This window comes from Paenibacillus athensensis (assembly GCF_004514475.2).
Classification (GTDB): Bacteria; Bacillota; Bacilli; order Paenibacillales; family NBRC-103111; genus Paenibacillus_AL; species Paenibacillus_AL athensensis.
Map to the genome: position 1 here is coordinate 60,275 of NZ_MYFO02000013.1, position 24,491 is coordinate 84,765.

Below are 24,491 nucleotides of genomic sequence, written 5' to 3' on the forward strand. Positions count from 1 at the left end.
TCGCGACGCATGGACGGCAGGCCGGCCGCCTGCTTTTGATCCGACAATGCTAGTGTTGATGAAAAAAGCCAAGCTTATGCAAGGTCCCCGCCGGTGCGGGGATTTTTTGCCGTTCAGGGAAATTCGCTTATACAATATGACGTATTTCCCGGCCAATTCCCTTCATCCAGGCCCCTCTGCGGCGCGCCGCATGAATTCCCGCCATGCAAACAAGCATCCGCATCTTCCACCGGAGTGAAAGCAACGAATGCTTGGCAGGCCGATTATCCCATCGGCATCGGGATGACGGATACGTGATAATCTCGGACATTGCCCGAGTTTGTCGTTCTTGGGGCCATTTGCGCCAACGCTTGCTTGAGCTGCTGCAGATTGCCGCCGCGCATCGTCTGTCCGGCATTGCGCTGCGTGCCGGCCGGGAACGCGTGGCTTCGCTCCGCCTCCGTCTCCGGGTTGTCGTCGGATTCGTACAAGTCGTACGTGTCGCCGCGCTTCATCATCGTCCATTCATGCGATTTGCCTTGACTGATACATTTGAAAAAAACGTTATCGCCGCTTTGCGCCACCCAATCTCCAAGCGCGTCCGTGCTGGTGAACGGGGTTTCGCCGACGTGCTTGGCCCCGGCCATTGGCGCATTCGGGTATTGAACGCCCAAATAGTTGGAGATCGCTTCGGTCACGCTGGTGCAGCCACCCAGCAAATCCCTGTAATCATCTCGGCCCACGCCGGTGCGAATATGCTCTTTCGCCGATCCATGCAGCGCCTGAACGGCATCGGCGTCGTTCATACCGGCCAACGCGCCCGCCCGGGCCAGTGAAGGAACGCCGATCGGCTCCAGCAGCCGCGCCATCGCCGGCAGCGCGCGCGGCTGCTGCACGGGGAGTTGGCGGCGCAGCGCCGGCTGCTGGACCTCTACGTCCGGCGAGTGGCACAGCTGGATCAGGCCGGTCGGCGCCGCGGACAAGGCCCGCTGCACGCGGGGCTCGCCCGCGGTCAGGACGGCGGACAAGGCCGCCAAGGCGCCGCCGCTGTCCGGCGTCGCCTGCGCGGGGGCAGCCGGCACGGCTGCGGGCGGGAGCGCAGCGCCCAGTGCGGCGGCCGGAGCCGCGGCTAAGGCAGCCGGCATAGCGGCGCTCGGCGCTGGCGCAAGCTCCGCTGCTGCTGGCCCCGCGGCCGAAGCAACCGCTGCTGCGGCAGCTTGTCCGGGCGCAGCGGCGGCCGGTAGCGCGGCCGCGATGGCGTCGGCAGCGGCCGCGACTGGCGCGGCCTGCTCGCTCGGCGTTGCCGAACCCGGCCGCTCCTCCAGGTCGCGCGGCAGCTCCTCGGGCACGCCTTCCAGCGAGCCGGACTGGACGTTCATCTGGAACGCCGTCTTGACCTGACGGCCGACCAGCGCCAGACACGCCTGCCAGTCTGCGGCTCCAGCCGTGTCCGGTGCATACCGGCGAATCGACTGTTCGATATGCCGGGCGTCCTTTCCTTCATAGAAGCCAAACCAATGCGGGATGTACGGGCAATGGGCCGAGGTCTGGCCAAGCGGAGCCAGCACCTCGTCGGCGATCCGGACGATCTCTTCGCGCAGCTTGGCCATAAACTCGCTACGCGGCAGCTGCCCTGCTGTGGCGGGCTCGCCGTCTTCGACGATCCAGACGCCGCTGCCGGACTTGGCCGCCGACGCCGGGGCCGGGGCCGTCGCCGGCGCAGGGGCGTCGCCTTCGGCGGCTCGCTGCACGGAGCTTTCGCCGGACAACGCCGCGCTCCCAAGCGCTGTGCGGTCGCGTTGGCCGGGCTCCGGCTCACGCTGCGCTTCTGCAGCCGCGCCGGCCGTTTCGCGCTGCACGCCCGCTGCCGGGCGGCCGGCGGCTCCGGCGCTGCGCCGCGCCTGCATCAGCTGCCCGACCGCGCGATTGCCGACGGCACGCTGCAGGCTGGCGACGCCAGCCTGATGATCCGGAAGCGCAGCAGTTACCGGCGCCGGACGGGCGGCATTGTCCTTGATGGCGGAGCGTCCGGCCGCCGCAGAGGGATGATGGGGGATCAGCATCGATCAAATGGCTCCTTTTTTACCGTACTTTGAAGAAAACGGGTTATCTCTACCATACTGCGAAAACAGCCGATTGGCTACCGTTTCTTGACAGCACCGCGGCACGGACAGCCCCTGCTCCCGCTTGCTGCCGTTCTATAACGTTTTCGTGAAATTGATCACCGCCTAACGCGATATATGACCTTGCCAAAAGCGCCCCTTATCCTTCATATTAGAACAAGGGGGAATATCGTTGTGCGGGTGCGCGAAGGCTATTGAAGCCGCAAGGCGGACAGCGGACGCAAGCGCGACACAAATTCGGAAGGTGGGAATATGAAGAAATTAATCATTTGGACAATCATGACGCTGCTTGTATTGCTGTTTCCTTGGAAAGCGCTTGCAAGCGAGCCGCTGCTTGTGAACGGCGATTTTGAAACGTTGCAGAGCGGCAGCCCGATCGGCTGGTCGCCCGATGCTTATCAGCAAGGCGAGCAGATCAGCAAGCTGACGCTGCAGGAAGGCGAGGCCCATAGCGGTAGCCATTTCGTACGCGTCGACAACCTGCAAGCCAACGATGCGCGCTGGGTGCAGACGGTGCAGGTGCAGCCGTCCACGGTGTACAAGCTTTCCGCTTGGGTGCGGGCGAAAGGAGCCGGCTCCGGGCAAAGCGGCGCAAATTTGTCCGTTATGGGCGTAATGGCGATGTCGCAGGATCTGAAGGACACCAACGGCGAATGGAAGCAACTCGCCCTTTACGGCAAAACGGGCAGCGAACAAACTGAGCTGCTTATCGCTTTGCGCGTCGGCGCTTACGGCGGCTTGAACACCGGCACGGCCGACTTCGACGACGTGCAGCTGGAGCCGGTTGCCGAAGCTCCGGCAGGCCAGACGGTGCAGTCGTTCTCGCCGGGCGAACAGGCGCAAGCCCAGCCGCAATCCCCGGCGGACAAGCCGCATCCCGGCTTCGCCGCTTTTGCCATCATCGCTGCGCTCGCCTATATCGGCTTTTGCGTCTGGGCCTACTCGTCGTTCCATACCGGCGCAGTCGGCAGCGGACCGCTCGCTAACGCCGCTGCTTCCCGGCGTCTGATCTGGATGCTGCTCGGCGGCGGCTTGCTGATCCGGCTGATCGGCGCGCCTATTCTCGAAGGCCATCCGATCGATGCCACCGACTTCAGCATTTGGGCGAGCCATGCCTTCAACGACGGCTTGTCGCATTTTTATACGAAGGACATGTTTGTCGATTACCCGCCAGGGTATATTTTCGTGTTGTATTTCATCGGCATGTTCAAGCAGGTGTTTGGCATGGACAGCCACTCCGGCCTGTTCCTGATCGTGCTGAAAATGCCGGCGATGCTCGCCGATTTACTCGGGGCGCTTGTAATTTACAAGCTGGCGCTCAAGCGCTGGGACGAACGAATGGCCGCGATATTCGCGCTTGCCTGCATCGTCAATCCGGGCGTTTATCTCAACTCGGCGATCTGGGCGCAGATCGATTCGGTCTTTACGCTGGTCGCCCTGCTGATGGTCATCGCCATTGACGACAAAAAGCTGCGCAAAGCAAGCCTCTTGTATGTCGTGGCGTTCCTGATCAAGCCGCAGACCGTGATTTTCACGCCGCTGCTCATCTATGCCTTCTTCACTCAAAAAAGCTGGAAAACGCTGCTCACCAGCGCCGCTTACGGCATCGGGCTGTTCGTGATCGCCATCATCCCGTTTTCCGTGTATCAGTCGTCGCCGCTATGGATCGTCGATCATTACAAGGAAATGTTCCTCAGCTATCCGATGGCTACGCTGAATGCGGCCAACTGGTTTGGCCTCATCGGCTATAACGGCGTTCAAGCAACGGAGCCGTGGCTGTTCATGTCGATGAGCATGTGGGGCAACGTATTCGTCGTGCTGATCGTGGCATTGAGCGCTTTTCTGTATTTCATAAGCAAACGCGACGACCGCGTCTACTACCTGGCGTTCCTGATCAGCTTGCTTGTGTTCGTCTTCCGCACCAGCATGCATGAGCGTTACGGCTACCCGGCCGTCATTCTCGCTCTGGCCGCCTATGCGGTGATCAAGGACCGGCGCATTTTCTATATGTTTGCTGCGCTGAGCCTGACGATGTTTGCCAACGTCGCCTATGTGTTCAAGTTCAGTTTGAACGAGAACTATTGGATGAACAGTGATGACAACTTTTTCCGCTTCATTTCCTTGCTGAACGTGCTTATTTCGCTGTATGCGGTCTATGTCGGCTGGAGCATTTATGTCAAAAATAAAACGCTCGGCTTTGTGCAACGCGCCGTACAGGACGCTGCGCCGCGCGTAACGCAAGCTGCGCGCAAATCGGGCTGGGGCGGGCTCGCCCAGCTGCGCGCGTTTGTTGAAGCCAAAATGACGCGCAAGGACAAGCTGCTGATGAGCGGGTTAACGCTCGTCTACCTGATCGTCGCACTCGTCAATCTCGGCTCGTTCAAAGCGCCGCAGACGTATTGGAAGCCGCTGCAGGCCGGCCAAAGCTTCTATCTGGACTTCGGCCAAAGCGAAACGTTCCAGCGCATCATGTGGTACGGCGGGATCGGTGACGGTTCGTTCCAGATCGAGCAATCCAGCGACACCACGAGCTGGCAGCCGGTCATGGACATGAAGTTCGACGGCAGCACCGTGTTCCAATGGAAGCAATCGGCCGCTTCGTTCACCGCGCAATACGTCAAGGTGACGGCAACAGCGCCGGGCGCGACCTTCTATGAGCTGGCCTTCTTCCGCGAGCCGTCGGGCGGCCAAGCCGTGCCGGTAACGGCCAAGCTCGTGCCGGTTTCCGGGATGGACGCCGCGGCGATTGCCGATGCGCAAAAGCTGTTCGACGAGCCCGGCACCGCGCCGAAAAGTCCGTCGTACCTGAACAGCATGTACTTCGATGAGATTTACCACGGCCGCACCGCCTACGAGCATTTGCACCATATGGAGCCGTATGAAAATACGCATCCGCCGCTTGGCAAGGTGCTGATGTCGTTTGGCGTCGCGCTGTTCGGGATGACGCCGTTCGGCTGGCGGATCGCCGGCACGCTGTTCGGCGTAGCGATGCTGCCGATCATGTATCTGTTCGGCAAAAAGCTGTTCGGCCGCACCGAATACGCCTTTATCTCCAGCTTCCTGATGGCTGTCGATTTCATGCATTTTACACAGTCGCGGATTGCGACGATCGACGTGTACGGCGTATTTTTCATCATTATGATGTATTACTTCATGTACAAATTCTACGTGCTGTTCGTCAGCGGCGGGGCGTGGAAGCAAACGCTGCTCAATCTGAGTCTGGCCGGCCTGTTCTTCGGCATCGGCGCAGCCTCCAAATGGATCGATATTTATGCAGGCGCGGGCCTCGCCGCGATTCTGCTGTTGACGCTGATCGAACGGTACCGCCAGTATCAAGCGGCGAACCGGCCGTTCCAGAAGCAGCCTAAGCATAAAACAAAGGAACGTGAAGAACGCGAATCGGCCGAAGCGCTGGAGCGCGCCTACGCGCTGAAATTCCCGCGGCAGTTCCTGATCGTCATCGGCGTCTGCCTCGTGATGTTCGTTGCCGTACCGGCCGTCATTTACGTGCTGAGCTACATTCCTTTCATGATGGTTCCCGGCCCGGGACACGGTCTGCCCGAGGTCGTCTCGTATCAGAAATTTATGTTTAACTACCACAGCCATCTCGTCGCCACGCATCCGTTCGCTTCAACCTGGTGGCAGTGGCCGATTATGAGCAAGCCGATGTGGTACTACGGCGGGGCTCCGGCTGATCCGTCGCATATTTCCAGCATTGTTGCGCTGGGCAATCCGGCCGTCTGGTGGGTCGGCACGATAGCGGTGTTCATTGCCGCCGCGCTTACCTTCCGCCGCAAGGACCGGATGATGCTCGTCGTACTGATCGGGCTGGCCGCCGAATATTTGCCGTGGGTCGGCGTACCGCGTCTGACGTTCATTTATCACTTCTTTGCCAGCGTACCGTTCCTGATCTTCTGCATCACCTATGTCATCAAGATCGGCATCGAGCAAGGCGCGTTTACCAAAAAAGCGGTTTACACGTATCTTGGCGCGGCGCTGCTGCTGTTCCTGATGTTCTATCCGGTGTTGTCCGGCATGGAGGTCAGCCGCTCCTACGCGAGCCACTTCCTGCGCTGGTTCTCGGGTTGGATTTTCTTCTCCTGACACGAATAAGCTGTAAAAATGGGCTGCCTGACGCCATCGCATGATGGACAACGGCAGCTCTTTGCTTGTTCGGTCGCGGCGTCGCAACGGACATGAGACCTTTTTAGCCTGCAAAAAAGAACCGGACCGCAGAGTTTCCTCTGCAAGCCCGGCTCTGTATGGTAAGCTGACGTTGCGCTTTTTCCGCTATCTTTGAATAAACATCACATTAGATTGTGTAGACGCCCCAGCCGCGTCCACGGCTGTTATGCGCAAATACGAGTAAGTAGGCGTCATGTCGCTTACGGAGTAGGTGTAGCTACCGTCGGGATTGACGATTACCTTGCTTGGCGTAATGGTCGAGCTCACGCTGAACGAAGAACCGTTCGTGGAGCGTTCCATCTGGTATTTGACAGCGCCTGCCACCGGCTTCCAGGTCAAGACGATCGTTTTGGTCGTGCTGCTGGAGAATTTGTAGCCGGCAAACGGGAAGCCGCCGGACATCGACGTGACCACGATGCGGTTCGGAGAAGCCGAGCCGTAATTGTTTGTTGGCAAAATACGGTAATAATACGTCCCGCCAGCGTTAACGGTCGGGTCCGTATACGTCAGCGTCGAGGCTCCGAGCGTAGCGATGGTGACCCAATTGACGTCGTCGGTCGACTTGACAATCAGGTAGCCGAGCGCGCCCGTTGTGGCCGCCCAAGTCAGCTTCACGCTGCCGCTGTCGCGGACCGTGCGCATATCGAAGCTGGTCGTCAGCGGATAATTTTGCGCGTTCAGATAATCTTTATTCATGTTCAGATAGGCGGCCGTCCAAGCGAGCGGCGCGTTCCAGTTGATCGCATTTTCCTTGGAGCAATAAGCTTTATCGGCCGTGCCGGGCGCAGCATACAGCTTTGCTTGGGCAATCGGCGGCCGCGGCGTCAAGCCGTCGTCGGTCTGGTTCGTGCCGTCGGCATACACGCATGCGCCGGTTGGTCCGCCGGATACCCAGCCTGCCGGGAACGGATTGCCAAGCTGCTTGTAGACGTTCCAGGCCCAGCCGTCATGGGTATCGGATTCGTTATAGTCGCCGTAGCCCGTAATGTAGGAAAGCTTCATCGGATTGACGCCTAACAAATAGTTCATGCCTTTGTTCATCGCTTGCAGGTACGCGTTGTCAACGACCGTCGTGCCGGGCGGATTGACGATATCGTTGGCTATGCCCAGCGCCAGCATATCATTCAGCACGCTGGAGTTCGAGCCCCACGGGTAGGTTGCGGCCGAGCCGTCAACTTTTTTGCCGCTGAGCGGCGTTTGGTAGCCTTCGTAGCTCACGTTGGCGACGAGCTTGCTGGCGTAAGCCTTGAAATTGTTTTTCAACGTAGCCAGGTCAGCAGAGGGCAAGTCGTTGGCTACGCTGAGCAGCGAGATTTGACCGAGGGTTTCCACATTCAGCCAGCTGAATTCATTGACGGTTTTATTGGCGTAAAAGCTGTTGGCTGTCACCAGATTGCGGTAAGCCGTTTTGTTGGCGTCACTGCGCTTGTACGCCGTCAGGTACATTTCGACTTCAGCGGCATACTGGTCGTCGGTAATGCGCTTGTCGTCGTAATCGCCTCCGCCCACAGAATCGACGGTTGGCGTGTAGGTGTGATCGGGTTCTTTTTCCGTGATGTAATATTTGACCGGCAACGTCTGAGCGCGGTTGAAGGCGTCCTGCGCTACGGCCCAATAATCGGCGGCTTTCACGGCGTCGTAAGGCTGAACCGCGCGAGCCAGCTGCGCGTAAACGCGGGCAATCGCATACGTTGCCGCTGTGGAAGGCGGCTGAGCGAACCGGCTTTTGGCGGCCGGCGTAGCGGCGTTTTCCTTGGCCATTGTGTTGTTCTCAAAATTGACGAATTGCGCGTTCGGCACGTTGAAATCGTCCTGCCACCACGGCGAGGTGGTGATGTTGATGCCCCATTTGTCGTTGGTGACCTTGTGGGACGCCAGCAGGCTCGTGTTGGCCGGCAGCATGCCCTTGAGATACGTCGAGCCGTACATCACCTCATCGAGCAGATCGGGGATGCCGTTGCCGTTCTCGGGAATCGTCAGCGAGCCGTCGCCGAGCTGCGTCGGATAGCGCTCGAACAGGTTAAGCAGCGTCCAGGCCGCCATCGCGTGGTTAACCGGATAAATGCCGAAGTCGCCGGCGTCGGCCCACGATTTCTGCACATTCAGCACTTCCCCGCCGCACCAGTCGGTTGCGCTGGTTCCCTTGAAGCAGGACACGGCGTTATCGCCGGGATGCAGCGCCGTCCGGTAATACGGCGTGCCGGTCAGCGACGTCAGATCGGTGCCGAGCCGGTGGAAATAAAAGTAGCCCATCGCATCCTTGGCCAAAGTTGGATACAGATCGTTGGTGATCTCAAAAGGCACGCTGACCACCGCTGAGCTGCCGGTGCTGACGCTGAGCGTATACGTTCCGACGCTGCGGTAAGCGGAGAAATCTGCCTTATGCACATAGTCGCCGGAGGCGGTGTCAAGCCCGTAAACGATGGTTTTGCCGCTCGCGACGGCGGTGTTGTCGGAAACACGGATCAGCGACCAGGTCAGCGCTGTTGTCGAGCTGTTGACCACGGTGGCGATTTTGTCAGCGCCGGTCATGTAGCCGATCTGATTGACGCGGACGACGCTCGTGTCGACGCTGGCAGAAGCCTCAATCGCCAAAAGCGGCAGCAGCAGCAGCAGCGCAGATAGCCAGATGCAGATGCCCATACGTAAAATTTGCTTCAAACTGTATCATCTCCCGGAAAAATGTAAGATACGGCGCGTTTTTTGAGAAAACGCTTTCCCGATCTGGCTTCATTATACGAACAGGCTTGTCTGCGAACTAGGGTGATTTATTCTCCCCCGTCTGCTTCGCGCCTCCACGTCCAACAAGCCGCCCCGTGCGCTTGCGCGCCGGAACGGCTTGTTGATGAACCCTATTCGTTTTTATCCGGATTTAAGGCGTTGTCCCCCATTGCAAGGTGCCGGAAACATAACCCGTCACTTTGCTCCAGTCCACAAATGTCGTGGCGGTGGCATTAAAGGAATAATCGTTGGCCTGATTGTAATTGGACCAGTCGGATTTGTTGACGCGGGCTTGCACCTCCAGCGTCGCCCCCGGAGCCAGCGTTCCGGCACTGCTGGCGAAGCCGATCTCCAGGTAGGTGTCCGTGTTGACGCCCGATGCAGATACAAAGCTGCCGGTCACGCTGCCGGAAGGAAGCCCGGTATAGGCATTGGCGGCCCAATCGACCGTAAACGTCTGCGCTTGCGAGCCGTCCTTCGTGTAGTAGTAACGCAGCTTCAGATTGGCCAGATTGATGCCGCTAGATCCCGTATTGACGACGCGGAAGCGCGGGTACAGCTGGTTGGACGTCGCTGCCGTACTGCCGTTCACCAATTGCACCTTGATCGCGCCGCCGGGAGGCGGGGTTGGCGTTGGCGTTACCGTCGGCGTCGGGGTTGGCGTGACGGTTGGCGTTGGTGTCGGTGTGACCGTCGGTGTCGGGGTTGGTGTCGGTGTCACTGTTGGCGTTGGTGTCGGCGTCACTGTTGGCGTTGGTGTAGGAGTAACAGTTGGCGTTGGCGTCGGGCCAGTTTTGATAATCCGGCTCAGCATTGCCTGTTTGGGCTGATTCCACGTTGTCCAGTCGTCCAACAGCAAGCCGCCGGTATCGCCGCTGTTTGGATTCAAGCACCAGTAGGTCCAATACAAGTCGTTGTCCTTGATGTAGTCGACCAGCTTGTTCTGCCATTTGCCTTCGCTCGAGGTTGTATCCACGCCGCGTCCACCGAACTCGCCGACAAGGATCGGCGCAATGTTCGTCTTGCTGATGTAGCCCCAGTAGGCATCCCAGACAGCGGGCAGGTTGTTCGGAAAGCTGGAATCGCTGAACCAGGTCTGCGCCGCTACGCCCGGACCGTAGTCATGCGGCGAATATACAACCTGGTTGGGTACATTCAGCACGACCGGGTAATTTTTGACCCCTTTGAGGTTGCCGCCCCACCAGTAGCCGCTGGATTCGCCTTGGACGTTCTTTTCGACGCCTTCGACGATGATCAGCCAGTTCGGGTTGACGGCAAGAATGGCGTTGCCTGCCCGCTGGGCCGCCAGACGCCAGTCGGTGCTCAGGTCGCCCGTTCCCCAGCTCGCCGGTCCATGCGGCTCATTGTGCAGATCCGCTCCGATCACTGTGTCATTGCCTTTGTAGCGGTTCGCCAGCATCGTCCAATCGCTGATCCAGCGCGTCTCCGGATAGGCGGAGGTATACCACAGCTCGGATTGGGCATTGCCGTCCGGGCGATGCTGGTCGAGGAAGATTTTGAAGCCTTTGGCTCCCGCTTTTTGAACCAGCTTATCCATGACCTGAATCGGGGTTAGCCCTTGCAGATCGGGATTTTTGCTGAAATCAATGCCCGCGATTTGCGAGCTGGCGTCAAACATCTGATTGCAGTAAGGCAGGCGGATCAGGTTATAGCCGTTCGCCTTCATTTGATCCAGCATGCTGTCCATCGACCGCGACCATAGGCCGTGCGGCGCAAAGTTGGTCGTCTCGAAGCCAAACCAGTTAATGCCGTTAAATACGGCCTGATTGCCGCTCGAATCGACGATTTTATTGCCCGATGTATGATAGTAGTTCGGTGCCGCCTGAGCGCCTGCCGCGGCCAGTCCCAGCGAGGACACGGTCAGCGACAGGGCAGCGAGCACTTGTAGCATCCGTTTTTTGAACAAAGCTGCTCAGCTCCTTTTGGCAAAAAAGTTATGGTGCGGTTCCCCACTTCAAGACGCCGGAAACATAGCCGGTCACCTTGGTCCAATCCACAAACGCAGTGGCGGTAGCGTTAAAAGAATAATCATTAGCCTGGTTATAATTCGACCAATCGGACTTGTTCACACGCGTCTGCACCTCCAGTGTCGCTCCCGGGGCCAAGGTCCCCGCGCTGCTGGTGAAGCCAATCTCCAGATACGTATCCGTGTTCGCGCCCGATGCGGAAACGAAGCTGCCGGTGACGCTGCCTGAAGGTAGTCCCGTGTAGACATTGGCCGCCCAGTCAACGTTAAACGTCTGCGCTTGCGTGCCGTCCTTCGTGTAATAATAACGCAGCTTCAGATCGGTGAGATTCAAGCCGCTTGAACCCGTGTTGGTGACGCGGAAGCGCGGGTACAACTGGTTGGACGTCGCTGCCGTGTTGGCATTCATCGCCTGAACCTTGATGGCGCCCGGGCTTGATGTTGGCGTTGGTGTTGGTGTTACCGTTGGTGTCGGTGTCGGTGTCGGTGTCGGTGTCGGTGTTACCGTCGGTGTTGGTGTTGGTGTTGGTGTTGGCGTTACTGTTGGTGTTGGCGTCGGGGTTACTGTCGGCGTCGGCGTCGGCGTCGGTGTTGGTGTTGGCGTTGGCGTTACTGTTGGTGTTGGCGTCGGTGTCGGTGTTGGCGTCGGCGTCGGCGTCGGCGTATTGTTGCCGATCGGCACCTGCGGATACGCATTTTGAATCAACATGACGAATTGGTTATGGAACCAGTGACCGGCCAGCGGAGCATTCGTCATCGCGCCGGTTTTTACGCCCGCGGACGTCGTATAGGTCGGATCGCAGTTCGGGTCCGCTCCTTTGCCCTCGTCGTTGGCAATTTGCGTGCTGGCGCCGTCGGATTCGCCTGGAGGCTTCACCCACACGAAAGCGTCGAGATGCGAATTCGGGTAGCCGGAAGGCGCTGCTTGCGGAGGAACGCCCAATCCGGCGCCATTCACATTGCACCATAAGCCGCGGTGGTCGCGGCGGTCAATCCGGCCGGAGTTGACATATGCGTTCACTTCGGAGCCGCTCGCTCCGCTGGGACGGTTGGCTCCGCCCCAGCCGTTGCGCGATGTATCGATCAAAAAGCCGATGTTCGTCGGCCAGCCGGCGCTGACGAAATGGCTGTACAAGGAAGCCGAAAAATCGGATTCGTCAAAATTCGGATTCCACTGGTAGTAATTGGACGAGCGTATCGGCTGCCCGCCGACGTTCAGGCTGGAATCGGTCAAATAAGGCTCGGCAACCGGCGTATAGTTGGATGTGTTCGAAATAAAGCCGTCTACGCTGGCCAATCCTGCAGTGGTAGCTTGCACCGTGCTGGTGAACAGCTGAACGACGCCTTGCAGGTTGTTGTCCCAACCGAGCCAGCCGGAATGCCCGATATCCATATACGTATACACGTTGGGAATTGCGTGCAGCTTGTTCAGGGCATACTGGATGCCGGAGACGTAAATGCCAGAGGAATTGGCCTGCGCGCAGGCGTTGACACTCAGATTCGTTACCAGATTCGGCAAGCCGTCGGGCTCGACAACCGCGATAATACGGATATTCTGATATTTCGCTTTGGCAAAAATAGCGGCGATGGCATCAATGTAGCTCGTTTTATACGTCTGCAGGCCCGCTTGGGTTAACGGCAGCTCGCCGTTGGATGCTAAAGCGGCGCAATCGCGTCCCGGCAAATCGTAGATGACGAAGGTTGCCGTAATCGGCGTAGAGCCCGTCTGCTGAGCCAGCGCTGCATCCAGATGGCCCTCCAGACCCAGCCGCCCGCTATTCTGGCCGCCCCCGCCAATCGCTGCAATCCGGTCCAGCCAAATGGCCGTCGGATACGTTTTGATCGTTTGCATTCTGGCCTTGAGCGTACTGTCGCTCGTTTGCGCAATGGACGTGTCGATCAGCGCTGCATAATCGTTATTGATGTAGCTGGTCGCGCCGACAAAGGGATTATCGACATGCGAAGCCGCTTGAACAGCGGGCTCCAGCGGCCCGAACGACAACACGCCGCCCAGCGCCAGCAGACCCATCAGAACAACATTCAAACCTTTCCGTGCACGCGCGCGAAAATTCAATGCATTCACAGCTCCTTTTACCATGATAGGTGCTCTCAGTACTTCTTGCCTCCGCGGCCGGAATCCGCGCCGCCGATTGCTGTTTTCACCATTCACCCCCTTTTCTGCGTTACGTTCATCATAAAACGTTTTCAATTGACCAACAACCGTGATTTATTAACCCACCTTTCACATTTTTTACTTTTTTTTCTTGTTTTTTGAGCTTTGTCAGAATTTTTTCTTTACTATTTTGCCGCAAAATTTGTATATTTGTATTAGAAATATGAAATTTGCCGATAGCCGGAACCGCTGAGATCGCCTTGTGCATGCGCAGCGGCTCCTTCACACCATTTTTGTAAAACGTTTTCCGATCATGCAGAGCATGATCGCAGAAGGAGGAACCCGCATGTTTACAGTCATGGTCGTCGATCACGAGCCGCAAAGCCGCAACGAGCTGGCCTCATTCCTGCAGTCGGACGAGTTCCGCGAATTCAGCTGCGTGGCAGCAGCGGACCGCGAAGCGGCGCGGGAGCTGGCGCACGCTTCTGCTCCCGACATCGCTTTGATCCGGCTCAGTCTGCCGGACGCCGGCGGCATGGAGCTCATCCGCGAATGGAGGGCCTCCGGTCTGCCTACCGTATGTATTTTGCTTACCGCCACCGATGAATGGCGTCCTGAAGACGATCCGTTCGCTCAAGGCGCATTTGACTGCCTCAGTCTGCCGCTTTGCTCGCGCGCAGTGAAGCAAAGCGTCATGGAAGCGGCCCAATTGCTTCTAAATCGTTCCCGCCGCCACGGCAGCCTGCAGCAGCTGCAGCGCCACTGGCGCGAGCATCTGCGCAGCGCCAAAGCCGAGACGCTTCGCCGCTGGGTGACCACCGACCGCAGTCCGCTGGAAAACCGGCGCGACTCGCTCGAAGCGCTGCAGCTGGCGCTCACCTTTTCGCGCGCTCACGTCGGCGTCGTCCGGCTCGATTACGGCTCGATCCACGGCGGCCCGCACAAGGAGCAGGATCTGGAGCTGCTGCGCTATGGCGTGATGAACATTGTGCAGGAAACGCTGTCCCCCGTCTATTCCGGCCTGCTGGAAGCGTTCCGCGACGGCGAGCATATCGTCTGGATCGGCAACTACCGCGGTTGGGTGGCGGGAAGGCTGAAGCTCCATCTGCCGCTGCTGCAGATTAACCTGCGCAAGTATTTGCGCCTGACGGCCAGCATCGGCATCGGTATGCCACAAGAGAACATCAACAGCGCCGCCCTGTCCTACCGTCAGGCCCGCGAAGCAGCGGAAGCGCGATTTTACGCCGGCCGAGGCGGCTGCTACTTCTACGAAGAGGAACGCAGCGCAGCGGGCAGCGCAGCTCTCGATGCCGCCCACGCCGAACGTGAGCTGTACGGGCTGGAAATGGGCATCGTCGACGCAGTTCGCACAGGCAGCCAAGCCAAGGCGCTGAACGGTATCGCGCTGTGGCTGGAGCACTGTCGCAGCAAGGCGCAATATTCACGCAGCGAGCTGATTCTGCGGGCGGCAGCCCTGATCGGCGAGCTGCGCCGCCAGCTTTTTCAAAGCGCGGGCAGCCCTTGGCCGGGCGAAGCGCAGCTGGAGGAAGCCGTTGCCAAGCTGGCCCAATGGGAGACATTCGACGAGCTTGCCGCTTCCTTATCCGAGATGGTCGGTGCGTTAGCCGGCCACCTGCAGCGCAGCAAGCCGCTTCATCGCGTCATTCAGGAGGTGCTGGAGCTGATCAGCGGCAAATACGATACCGCGCTCACCCTGGAAAGCGCCGCCAAAAGCGTCTACGTATCTCCGGTCTACCTAAGCCGGCTGTTCAAAAAAGAAATGGGCGTCAATTTCCTCACCTACCTGCATCATTACCGGATCGCCCAGGCCAAAAAGCTGCTTGAGGAGCAGCGCATGAAAATTGTCAGCGTCGCCAAAACGGTCGGCTACCAAAACGAATGCCATTTCAGCATCACCTTCAAAAAATGGACCGGCCTTACGCCCAGCGAATATCAAAAGCAGCACCGGCGCGCATAGCGGTGGGCCGAGGCTGCGCCCCCGAGCTGCCGCTGAACGAACAGCCGAACAACCGCGCCGATCATTCGGCGCGGTTATCTTGACGCGGTTCAGCAGGTCGCAAAATCCGCGCCCGCCGCGCAGAAACATCCTCTAGCCGCCGCATCCTTGACCGCCCGCCAATTGACGAGGGGCGGCATCAATTTTATAATGGACATTGCCGATTCTGTAAGTCTCTTATCGAAACAAAAGGACGTGAATCCTTGAAATATTCCAAAGCAACCAACTACGCGCTGCACGCGATGATGCACCTGATGGCCAGCGCTTCCAGTAAGCCTGTCGGCGTACAGCAGCTTGCGAAAACGTTACACGTTTCCCCGACGTATTTGTCCAAAATTTTAACCAGCCTCGTCAAAGCGCGGATTATCGAGTCCGCTTCCGGCGTCAACGGCGGCTATCGGCTGCTTGCGACCCGCGAGGACGTGTCGTTTTTCGACATCATTCAAGCTATTGAAGGCTCAGGCTCGCTATTCGACTGCAATCTCGGCCATCCGCCGGATACGTGCCTGATTCAACGCGTCATGACCGAGGCCGAGCAAGCGATGGAACAGATGCTCAAGCAAAAAAAACTGATCGACCTGTGTGCCGAATTTTCAAGCGTGCCGATGTAGAGTCGGACGCCAGACGCTGGCACGGTGAAAATCGGCTTGTCCGCTGGCATAAGCTCCCCCGCCTTCGTATATGTATGCGGTAAATCGCTTTGATTTGACCTGTAAGGAGTGGACTCTGCGATGCTGCATGATTGCATCATTATTGGCGGCGGGCCGGCCGGACTGAACGCCGCGCTGCTGCTTGGACGCGCCCGGCGCTCGGTGCTGGTGCTCGACGGAGATGCGCCGCGCAACGCCGTGACGCGCCAATCACACGGCTTTCTCACCCGCGATGGCGTGACGCCCGGACAGTTCCGCGACATCGCGCGGGCCGAGGTCGCCCGCTACCCGTCGGTCGAGCAGCGCAAGGCCGAGGTGACGAACGTGCGACCCACGGGAGCAGCCGGCTTTGTCGTCATCACGGCCGACGGCAGCCGCTTCGAAGCGCGCAAGGTGCTGCTGGCGACCGGGCTGAAGGAAAGCCTGCCGGCGATTCCCGGCCTGCGCGAGCATTACGGCAGCAGTCTGTTCAATTGCCCGTATTGCGACGGCTGGGAGCTGCGCGACCTGCCGCTCGTGATCGTCTCGGCCGGCGAGCAGTTGTTCCATATGGCGAAGCTCGTCTACAACTGGAGCCGCGATCTGCTCGTCTGCGCCAACGGCACGCCCGGCTTGACGGCCGAGCAGCGCAGCGCGCTGGAGCGCAAGGGCATCGCCGTACAGCTCCAGCCGATCCAGGCCTTCGCGGGCGCGGAGGGACAGCTGCAGCGGGTCGTCTTTGCCGACGGCACGCACAGCGAGCGGCGCGGCGGCTTCGTTACCCCGCTGTGGCTGCCCGCTTCGCCCTTCGGCCGCGAGCTTGGCTGCGAGCTTGACGTGATGGGCGGCATCGTCACCGACGGCTTCGGGCGCACGAGTGTGCCGGGCGTCTTCGCAGCCGGCGACGCTTCCGTATTCGCCCCCTCCCAGCTCGTCATTGCCGCTGCCGCAGGTGGCCGCGCCGCGATCGGCATCAACGGGCAGCTGACGGAGGAAAGCTTTTTTGCCTAGCTTTGTGCGCTTTTTTGCAATTCTGTACATTCACCCAATCATTTTGTCCCCTGACGTCATATGCTGTTTTCGTAAGTCCTTAACAAACTTTAAAACTTGGAGGCTGATAAGCATGGGTGTTGTAGGTGCAGGCGTTGGTTGTGGAGTAGGCTACGGTGTAGGTACGAGCGCAGCTGCAATTCTGGTTCTGTTCATTCTGCTGGTTATCATCACTCGCTCGTTCGCCATCTGATCGAACGACATGAAGCGACCGCCCGGGCTGCCGGACGGTCGTTTTTTTTGTGCGGCGTCGGGACGTCGCGCTATAGCCCTTTTCCAGCATTCCCCTTGCCCGCCGTCAGCCGCTGTACACATAAAAGCCCGCCCGGACGTGGAAATTAAGTAGCAGTTTCCCATCATCATGCTGGAAGGAGCTTTACGCCTTATGAACCGACTGCTGCCCGTCTTTGCTTTGGTCCTGACGCTGCTGTGGACGACTACGGCCGCGGCCACGGCTGGGGAATCGGCTGCGCAAGCCGGAGGCCCGTACCATTTTGGCTTTCAAAAAAGCAAAAACGGCTCGCTGCCGTCCATCGATCAGGAAGGCTTCAAGCCGCTGCTGCAAAAATACGGGGCCGTTTTCACCGGCGACACCGCGCAAAAGGAACTGTATCTCACCTTTGATAACGGCTATGAGAACGGGTTCACCGCGCGAATTCTCGACATTCTGAAGGAAAAGCAAGTGCCTGCGATCTTTTTCGTCACCGGCCATTATATTGAAAGCGAGCCGGCGCTGCTGCAGCGCATTGTGAACGAAGGTCATCTGCTGGGCAACCATTCGTGGTCCCACCCTGACGTCAGCCAAATTTCCGCCGACAAGCTGGAAAACGAGCTGAACCGAGTCAAAACCGAAGCGCTAACCCGCACGGGGCAAAAAGAAATGCGCTACCTGCGCACACCGCGCGGCATCTTCAACGAGCGCAGTCTGGCCGTCAGCCGGCAGCTCGGCTACACGAACGTGTTCTGGTCTGTCGCCTACAAGGACTGGGACGTCAAGCATCAAAGAGGCCGGCAATTCGCCTACGACAGCGTGATGGCCCAGCTTCATCCCGGCGCGGTCATTTTGCTGCACAGCGTGTCCAAGGACAACACCGAAGCACTGGCGCAAATCATCGACGATGCCCGCAAGCAAGGCTATACGTTCAAAAGCCTCGACCAGATGACGGTGAAGGGGCCGTAAAGCGTCGACAGCGCTGCCGGACGGCTAACAAATTCGCCCATAAAAAAACCAGCCCGCGGCTTCAGCGAGCTGGTTTTCCCCTATTTTCGTCTCTTATGCTTTACGGGTATTGCAGCAACGTCCATTTTTGAGCTGCGCTGGCATTGGCATCCTGAACGACCATCTGCGTGCCGTCGGCCGTCCCGTTGTTGCTCGCCGTCAGCAGCTTGTTGCTGTTCGGGTTCAGCAGCGATAACGTTCCGTCGCTATTGGGCGTCACCCGCCACACCTGTGAAATTCCGCCGTTAGGCGTCCATAGATGCACAGCCGTACCGTTGGCCGTGCCGGCATACATCACGTCCAGTGTCTTGCCGCTGGATACGTGAACGAGCGTGTAATCGGTGTCGGTGATGCGTTTAAACTGCCATTTCTGGGCATCGGAATTATTTTGCGTCCAGAGCTGAATTTTGGTTCCGTCGGCCGTACCGTTGTTATTCACATCCAGCATCTTCCGGCTGTTCATCTCGCGCAGCAAATAGACGGCCTTGGTGTTCACAACCATTTGTGCAGCCGAGCAGGAATCAGTGAAATTACGATCGGGTCCGGCAGCGCAAACCCTGTAATAATAAATTTTTCCCGGCTCGAAGGTCGTATCGGTAAAGCCGACGGCCGGATCGGCATAGTTATTGGCCGGATTGATCCACGTAGATTTGTCTGTAGAACGCTCTACCACATAATACGAAGCTCCATAGACCGGACTCCACGCAATCATCGGAAAATACGGATAGTTGCCGCCATAGGAAGCCGACATGCGGAAATCCAGCGGCGTGATCGTGGCCCAAGCCGATTTGGAAATAACGGCGCCCGAGCTGTTTTTGACCGTGATCTGAAACTGCGCTTTGGAGATCGTAAATATTTGGGGGATTTCTACGACTGCGCTGGACCCGGTAAGATTCGTTGGCATACCTGGCACCGTCACCGTCGTAGTTAGCAGCTTTGTTTTCGCCGTAATGTCGTACGTATACCCGGTGCCCAGATTGGACCATGTCAGCTCGGCTTTGCTGCCGGGCAACTGGCGTGCCGATAAGCGAGGCGTCGGCGTCACAGCCGGATAAGCATTATTGATCAGCATCTTAAACTGATCATAGAACCAGAGGCCCGCCAGTGGAGCGTTCGGCATCGCCCCGGACAAAATCGCCGGATTGGAGCCGGAGGCCGCTTGAAAGACATAGCTCGGATTGCAGTTCGGATCCGGCTTTTTCCCGTCGCTATTCGGAATGTTGACGCTGGAGCCGTCGGACTGGCCGGGAGGCTTGTTCCAGACAAAGGCATCGAGATGCGAAGCGGCAAAATCGGCCGGAGCCGCTTGCGGCGCATAGCCAAGTCCCGCTCCGTTCAGATTGCACCACAGGCCGCGGTGCGCGCGTCTGTCGATTTTGCTGTTAGTCACGTAAGCGGCTGCCGTGCTGCCGCTGGCTCCCGCCGGACGATTCACTCCGCCCCAGCCATTGCGCGACGTATCGATCAGAAAGCCGATCGTGGATGGCCACCCGGCCTGCGTGAACTTGGTATAAAGCGCTGCCGTATAGTCGGACTCGTCAAAGTTCGGATTCCAGCTATAAAAGTTAACCGTCTTCACCTGACTACCGCCGACGGATTGATTCGGATTGGTCAAAAACGGCTCGGCGACCGGCGTGTAATTGGACGTATTGGTCACAAAGCCGTCTACGCTGGCGAAGCCCTTCTTCGTTCCCTGCACCGTCGTCGTAAACAGCGACACGACGCCGCTCAGATTGGCATCCCAGCCAAGCCAACCGGAATGCCCGATATCCATATACGTGTAGACGTTCGGAATCGCCGAAAGCTTGTCCAGCGCATATTGCACGCCCTGCACATAAATACCGGAATCCGACGCCTGCTTGCATTCGGGATCGCTCAGATTCGTCGTCAGGTTCGGCAAGCCGTCCGGTTCAACCATTGTCACAATCCGGATATCCTGATATTTGGGATTGCTGAAAATACCCGCTATCACGTCGATGTATTCCGATTTGTAACGGGCCAGCCCTGCCGCACTCAGCGGCAGCTCGCCGCCAGAAGCCAAAGCCGCGCAATCGCGTCCGGGCAAATTATAGATCACAAAAGAGGCGGTAATCGCTCCCCCTATCGGCTTCTGGGCCAACGCTTGGTCCAGATGATCGACGAGGCTGCGCCCGCCCGATGGATTAATTGCAGCAATGCGATCCAGCCATACCGCAGTCGGGTAGGATTTGATGGTTTCCATTCTGGCTTGCAGCAGCGGGTCGGACGTCATCGTGATCGATTGTTCAACCTCGCTGGAATAATCGGGGTTTACATAAGCAGTCGCCCCGGCAAACGGATTGTCCACGTGGGACTCCAAAGCAGCGGCCGGCGCTTCAATGGCCAGCAAGCCGCCAAGCATGACGAGGGCCATAAGCGCAGCCAGCAAACTGTGCCGCAAATTTCGTTTCATACGTACTTTCATTCATTCTGCACTCCTTCGTAAAATGTAGAAATCAGCCGTCCGTTCGTAAAACGTTTTCCGAATCCTCCTCGCCTTGTCCGCATTCAGGCTGAACGGCAATCCTGCAGCCCGTAGCCGAAGCATAGCGGAACCGAACGGCTGACGGACAGACCTAATTTGCCTGTAGGCGTCGTTCCGGGCAGACCCATGAGCGTTATAGGTCTGGACAACGGACAGGCCCGATTGCTTTTTGCACGAAAAAAAATCCCTTCTTCGCCTGCAAGAATCGCTTCCTGCCCGCTTCCGAGGGACTTCGTCTGCGGCAACGCCGCCGCTTACAACCAATGCTTTTTCTTGGCGATTCGGGCCGCTTCGGCCATGCTGGTTGCCGGGATTTTTTTCAAAATATGATTAATGTGGTTAGCCATCGTTTTTTCCGTAATCGGAAATTCCTTCTCGCGGTTCAGCAGCTCCGTCATTTCCCGGCGACCCAGTTCAGGATAGTTGTAATAATACGTCAAAATCACCTTCTCCGCCTTGGTGATTTTGGACTTCGTTTTGGCTGCCACGCTCAGTTGCAAACGCGCTTCGATCCGCGCCAGCAGCTCTTGTTTGGAAAAGGGCTTCGTCACATAATCGCTGGCCCCGGCCGCAAAGCCCTGCGCGATATCCCCGGCCGTCTGCTTGGCCGTCAGCATGATCACCGGCAGCTCCTGCGACTCATAATCGCAGCGAACGGCGCGGCATATCTCATAGCCGGACATATCCGGCAGCATCACGTCAAGCAGTATCACATCAAACAAGCTTTCGCGCAGCTTATCCAGCGCCTCCGTACCTGTACGGCAGACCTGCACGCCCCATCCCTGCGCGCTCAAATACCGCAGCAGCACACGGACATTCACCGGATCGTCTTCGACGACCAGAATGCGCGCGGTCCCGTTATCCTGTAACTCGGGCACAAGCGCCTCCGGGTCGGCCGCAGCCGCGACCTCAGGCAGAGCCGACCACAACGGCTTTGCAGCGGCAAGCTCTGCAGAAACGAAATCTTCGCTCTCCTCCTGAGCCAGCTGCGCCAGCGGCAGCGTCACAATGAAGCATGCCCCCTGTTCCTGCGCGGACTCGACGCGAAGCGTACCGCCGTGCAGCTCAACCAATTGGCGGGTGATCGCCAGTCCAAGCCCGACGCCGCGCTGAAGGACGCCCGATTCCTGAGCGGGCCCCTGCTCGAACGGCTCAAAAATCAGCTCGCGACGGTCCTCCGGTATGCCGTCCCCCGTGTCGGTCACGCGAATTTCTGCAACTGGACCGCAGATGGCCGCATGCAAATCGATCGCACCTTCACGCGTAAATTTGATGGCGTTGCCAAGCAGGTTGTACAAAATCTGCTCAAGCCGCGCCGCATCCGCTTCTACATAGATCGGAGTCCGCGCATGATTGCTCAATGTGACGGCACCGCCCTGCAGGAGAGGTCGCAAGGAGCCGATAACGTTTTCCGAAATGAGCGCCAAGTCGACCTTTTCCCGCTTCAGCACGATCTCCGCACGCTTGAGCACGGAAAAATCGAGCAGGTCGTCAATCAATCGGCTCAATCGTTCGCCGCTGCTCATCATCAAGCGCAAATCGTCGCGCATCGTATGGCTCATGGCCCCGTCACTCCCGTCGCTTCCGTCGACCAGCGCCTGCGCCAACCCTAACATCGCGTGCAGCGGCGTCCGCAGCTCGTGCGAGGTATTGGCAAGCAGTTGGTCCTTGACTCGCGCCATTCGCTCCAGCTCCTGATTTTGCAAGACCAGCTTTTGGGCATAATGATTCAGCTCCTTGGAATAGAGCTGCAGATGACGATGATCGCGCTCCGCTCGCCGCAGCTGCAAATAAAACAGGCAAAGCACGAACAGCAGCAGGCCGTATTGCGAGACGTAATACGTTCCAGGCCTGACCATGACCTGCACGAAATCGTACAAGCTTAACGCCAGAAATATGCCAAAGCCTGCAGCGGCGAGCCGCAGTTCCCGATCCCGAAGGGCCAGCCGAAGCAGCACATAGCCGGTAAAGACAATCGTGGCAATTTGCAGCCCATTAAACCCGTCAACGGCCCACAGCTTGTCATAGGGCTGAAACCCGACAAAGCAAACGGCCACCACGGCCTGCAGCATCGCGAGCCACCGAAAGAAACGACGGTGTGAAGCAGCCAGACGTTCCATGAACAAACAAAGTGCGATTGGTGCCAAACTGGTGCATGCTGCCAGACATTGGTTCCAGAAATACGGATTGTCGTATATAAAGACGCGAATATACAGGTTGTTGACGTAGCAAGCGCTCACCAGCACTAAAAATAGCGCCAGATACGGCAAATGCCTGTCCCTTGGCCTGCGCCAATACAGCAGGATAAAATAAACGGCCAGCAGCATAAACGCCGTAATAAACGGAAGCCGCTGCACCATATCCCGCTTCCACAGTTGATTGACAATCTGAAATCGGGAATCGATAAGGACCGGCCCGGAAAGGCCGATGAAGCGGCCGTCCGAGGTCAAGCGGATATGTAGCGTTTTGCCCGCCGGATCGGGACCCAGCCCAAACATATTCAGCCCGTAGCGCGGAAACTTCATGCCCGCTCCATCGGTATTTTGAAAGACCCGTTTCCCGTCCACAAACGCCTCGTAATTTTGCATAAGACCATAGGCGTAAAAGGCGCAATCGTCGCTGCAAGCCAGACGCTCGGGTACATGGAATTGCAGCCAGAGCGCGCGCCCGTTTTTAACGGACAGCTCCGGACCGTCGGCAGCATGCAGCCAATCGGTTCCGGGAGAGCCGTGCAGCCAGGCGTAATCGTCACCGGCCGCCGGCGAATCGCCCCAACGGTATTCAAAGGCTAGCGGTGGACCTTCATTCCATTCGGCCAGCCGCAGCCAGCCAACAAATCCAAGTATGACTGCCGCTGCCGCGAGCAGGCCGACCCACAGCTTTTTCACAAGTTGTCACACCTCCAATGGCAGGCCTGCCTGCGATCGTCTACAAAAAAAGCCGTTCGGAAGAACGACTTTACGTGAATTAATGAGCCTGTGATTCTTGTAACTGCCGGATCTCGTCTTCCGAAAGCCCGGTCGCCTGCGCAATCTTGGCGATTTCCAGCCCCATAGCAAGCAGGTTGCTCGCCACTTCCATTTCCTTTTCGCGCTTGCCCTCTTCCTTGGCGCCGTGAATCATCGATGCTTCGTCATGCAGCGCTTTTTGACGCATTTCGTAAAGCCTGCGGGCTTCCTCATTTTGACTCAAAAACTCAAGCGTATCCATCGCTTTTTGCAGCGCCGGCTCATTCATCGCAATAACCTCCCATAGTTCAGGTTTATCTACGCCTTTCAGAAACAATAGCCATTTGACCAGCTTGTCGGATAAACTGGCCTGCCGTTCTTGCAGCTTGGGCAATTCCATGAAATGAATTTCGATATGATCCGTTAAGACGATCCCTGTATGCTCTTCCCGCAAGTGAAACAAGTTATAGTAACGTTCATTGGGAATAAAATTAAAGTTCAAAATGTTGATCGTGATTGTTTTTTTCAAATTTTTGTAGATTTGACCTTCTTCCAATTGAGCAGCATACATCTTACTCCAATAATACAATGTACGCCTTTCAATATCGTAGCGGTTGAACAGTTGAATTTCAATGTTCACCTGCTTGCCATCGGAGGTTCGGGCATGTATATCCAGAATGGATTGTTTATCGTGCAGCGCATTTTTATCCAAGTAGGGATTTAAAATTTGAATATCCGTAATGGGACGCGGCTCGCTTTCCCTTAACGTAACATTCAGAAAATCCAGCAGGATATCCTTGTTTTCTTCAACGCCAAAAATCCGCTTAAATACAAAATCCACCTTCGGATCAAGTCTGTCGAACAACAGCACCACCCCATTCCTCTTCCCTTACAGTATACCATGAGGCTGTCGGTTCGGGCAGCCGTTGAGCGCAAAAAGGGACGAAAAACAAAACCAGCTCGACCGTTGGATCGAGCGCTGCTGGAGCCGCTGTCGGTGCCGGTGAATCTTGGCTT

The 24,491-nt window shown here is 57.8% G+C and carries 14 protein-coding genes; 6 read left to right on the forward strand and 8 right to left on the reverse strand.

What is annotated here, in order from left to right:
• Positions 1 to 263 precede the first annotated feature (263 nt).
• Positions 264 to 2,042 carry a hypothetical protein gene (locus B5M42_RS20250; protein ID WP_134753532.1) on the reverse strand — a complete coding sequence of 593 codons (1,779 nt, stop codon included), beginning with the start codon at positions 2,040 to 2,042 and terminating at the stop codon, positions 264 to 266.
• A gap of 312 nt (positions 2,043 to 2,354) precedes the next feature.
• Here B5M42_RS20250 and B5M42_RS20255 point away from each other — a divergent pair, with 312 nt between their 5' ends.
• The gene (locus B5M42_RS20255) at positions 2,355 to 6,206 is read left to right on the forward strand and encodes a glycosyltransferase family 39 protein (protein ID WP_134753534.1); all 3,852 of its coding nucleotides are present in this window, start codon (positions 2,355 to 2,357) and stop codon (positions 6,204 to 6,206) included.
• A 186-nt stretch (positions 6,207 to 6,392) separates the two neighbouring features.
• Here the strand turns inward: B5M42_RS20255 and B5M42_RS20260 are convergent, their stop codons facing one another.
• The 4 genes from B5M42_RS20260 to B5M42_RS20275 all read right to left on the reverse strand — a co-directional run bounded on the left by B5M42_RS20260 (position 6,393) and on the right by B5M42_RS20275 (position 13,376).
• Positions 6,393 to 8,948 (reverse strand): glycoside hydrolase family 9 protein, encoded by a 2,556-nt coding sequence (locus B5M42_RS20260; RefSeq protein WP_134753536.1) that lies wholly within the window; start codon positions 8,946 to 8,948, stop codon positions 6,393 to 6,395.
• A gap of 211 nt (positions 8,949 to 9,159) precedes the next feature.
• Positions 9,160 to 10,935 (reverse strand): cellulase family glycosylhydrolase, encoded by a 1,776-nt coding sequence (locus tag B5M42_RS20265; protein ID WP_230633052.1) that lies wholly within the window; start codon positions 10,933 to 10,935, stop codon positions 9,160 to 9,162.
• 28 nt (positions 10,936 to 10,963) lie between these two features.
• Positions 10,964 to 13,024, reverse strand: coding sequence for a glycoside hydrolase family 6 protein (locus B5M42_RS20270; RefSeq protein WP_167689966.1), 2,061 nt, complete (start codon positions 13,022 to 13,024; stop codon positions 10,964 to 10,966).
• 163 nt (positions 13,025 to 13,187) lie between these two features.
• Entirely contained in the window at positions 13,188 to 13,376 is a 189-nt protein-coding gene (locus tag B5M42_RS20275) for a hypothetical protein (RefSeq protein WP_134753540.1), read from the reverse strand.
• Between the two features lie 78 nt (positions 13,377 to 13,454).
• Here B5M42_RS20275 and B5M42_RS20280 point away from each other — a divergent pair, with 78 nt between their 5' ends.
• From B5M42_RS20280 to pdaA, 5 genes are all read left to right on the forward strand, one after another.
• The gene (locus B5M42_RS20280) at positions 13,455 to 15,086 is read left to right on the forward strand and encodes a helix-turn-helix domain-containing protein (protein ID WP_167689962.1); all 1,632 of its coding nucleotides are present in this window, start codon (positions 13,455 to 13,457) and stop codon (positions 15,084 to 15,086) included.
• Positions 15,087 to 15,328: 242 nt separating this feature from the next.
• On the forward strand, positions 15,329 to 15,736 hold the full coding sequence (locus tag B5M42_RS20285; protein ID WP_134753544.1) for an RrF2 family transcriptional regulator: 408 nt from the start codon (positions 15,329 to 15,331) through the stop codon (positions 15,734 to 15,736).
• Between the two features lie 120 nt (positions 15,737 to 15,856).
• Positions 15,857 to 16,765 (forward strand): NAD(P)/FAD-dependent oxidoreductase, encoded by a 909-nt coding sequence (locus tag B5M42_RS20290; protein ID WP_134753546.1) that lies wholly within the window; start codon positions 15,857 to 15,859, stop codon positions 16,763 to 16,765.
• A 112-nt stretch (positions 16,766 to 16,877) separates the two neighbouring features.
• A complete protein-coding gene (locus B5M42_RS20295; RefSeq protein WP_134753548.1) occupies positions 16,878 to 16,997 on the forward strand; it encodes a sporulation protein YjcZ in 120 nt (39 codons plus the stop codon).
• Between the two features lie 192 nt (positions 16,998 to 17,189).
• Complete coding sequence (gene pdaA / locus B5M42_RS20300; RefSeq protein WP_230633056.1) at positions 17,190 to 17,984, forward strand: delta-lactam-biosynthetic de-N-acetylase; 795 nt, start codon at positions 17,190 to 17,192, stop codon at positions 17,982 to 17,984.
• A gap of 100 nt (positions 17,985 to 18,084) precedes the next feature.
• On the opposite strand, the gene B5M42_RS20305 is transcribed toward pdaA, so the two are convergent.
• The 3 genes from B5M42_RS20305 to B5M42_RS20315 all read right to left on the reverse strand — a co-directional run bounded on the left by B5M42_RS20305 (position 18,085) and on the right by B5M42_RS20315 (position 24,339).
• Complete coding sequence (locus tag B5M42_RS20305; RefSeq protein WP_134753552.1) at positions 18,085 to 20,466, reverse strand: glycoside hydrolase family 6 protein; 2,382 nt, start codon at positions 20,464 to 20,466, stop codon at positions 18,085 to 18,087.
• 314 nt (positions 20,467 to 20,780) lie between these two features.
• Positions 20,781 to 23,414 carry an ATP-binding protein gene (locus tag B5M42_RS20310; RefSeq protein ID WP_134753554.1) on the reverse strand — a complete coding sequence of 878 codons (2,634 nt, stop codon included), beginning with the start codon at positions 23,412 to 23,414 and terminating at the stop codon, positions 20,781 to 20,783.
• 79 nt (positions 23,415 to 23,493) lie between these two features.
• Complete coding sequence (locus B5M42_RS20315) at positions 23,494 to 24,339, reverse strand: Rpn family recombination-promoting nuclease/putative transposase (RefSeq protein ID WP_134753599.1); 846 nt, start codon at positions 24,337 to 24,339, stop codon at positions 23,494 to 23,496.
• Positions 24,340 to 24,491 lie beyond the last annotated feature (152 nt).

Bases quoted from the DNA above. Each gene is read 5' to 3' on its own strand.
- B5M42_RS20250 (WP_134753532.1), bottom strand. From the start codon at position 2,042: ATGCTGATCCCCCATCATCCCTCTGCGGCGGCCGGACGCTCCGCCATC.
- B5M42_RS20255 (WP_134753534.1), top strand. From the start codon at position 2,355: ATGAAGAAATTAATCATTTGGACAATCATGACGCTGCTTGTATTGCTG.
- B5M42_RS20270 (WP_167689966.1), bottom strand. From the start codon at position 13,024: ATGGGTCTGCTGGCGCTGGGCGGCGTGTTGTCGTTCGGGCCGCTGGAG.
- B5M42_RS20275 (WP_134753540.1), bottom strand. From the start codon at position 13,376: ATGCACAAGGCGATCTCAGCGGTTCCGGCTATCGGCAAATTTCATATT.
- B5M42_RS20280 (WP_167689962.1), top strand. From the start codon at position 13,455: ATGTTTACAGTCATGGTCGTCGATCACGAGCCGCAAAGCCGCAACGAG.
- B5M42_RS20290 (WP_134753546.1), top strand. From the start codon at position 15,857: ATGCTGCATGATTGCATCATTATTGGCGGCGGGCCGGCCGGACTGAAC.
- B5M42_RS20295 (WP_134753548.1), top strand. From the start codon at position 16,878: ATGGGTGTTGTAGGTGCAGGCGTTGGTTGTGGAGTAGGCTACGGTGTA.
- pdaA (WP_230633056.1), top strand. From the start codon at position 17,190: ATGAACCGACTGCTGCCCGTCTTTGCTTTGGTCCTGACGCTGCTGTGG.
- B5M42_RS20305 (WP_134753552.1), bottom strand. From the start codon at position 20,466: ATGAAAGTACGTATGAAACGAAATTTGCGGCACAGTTTGCTGGCTGCG.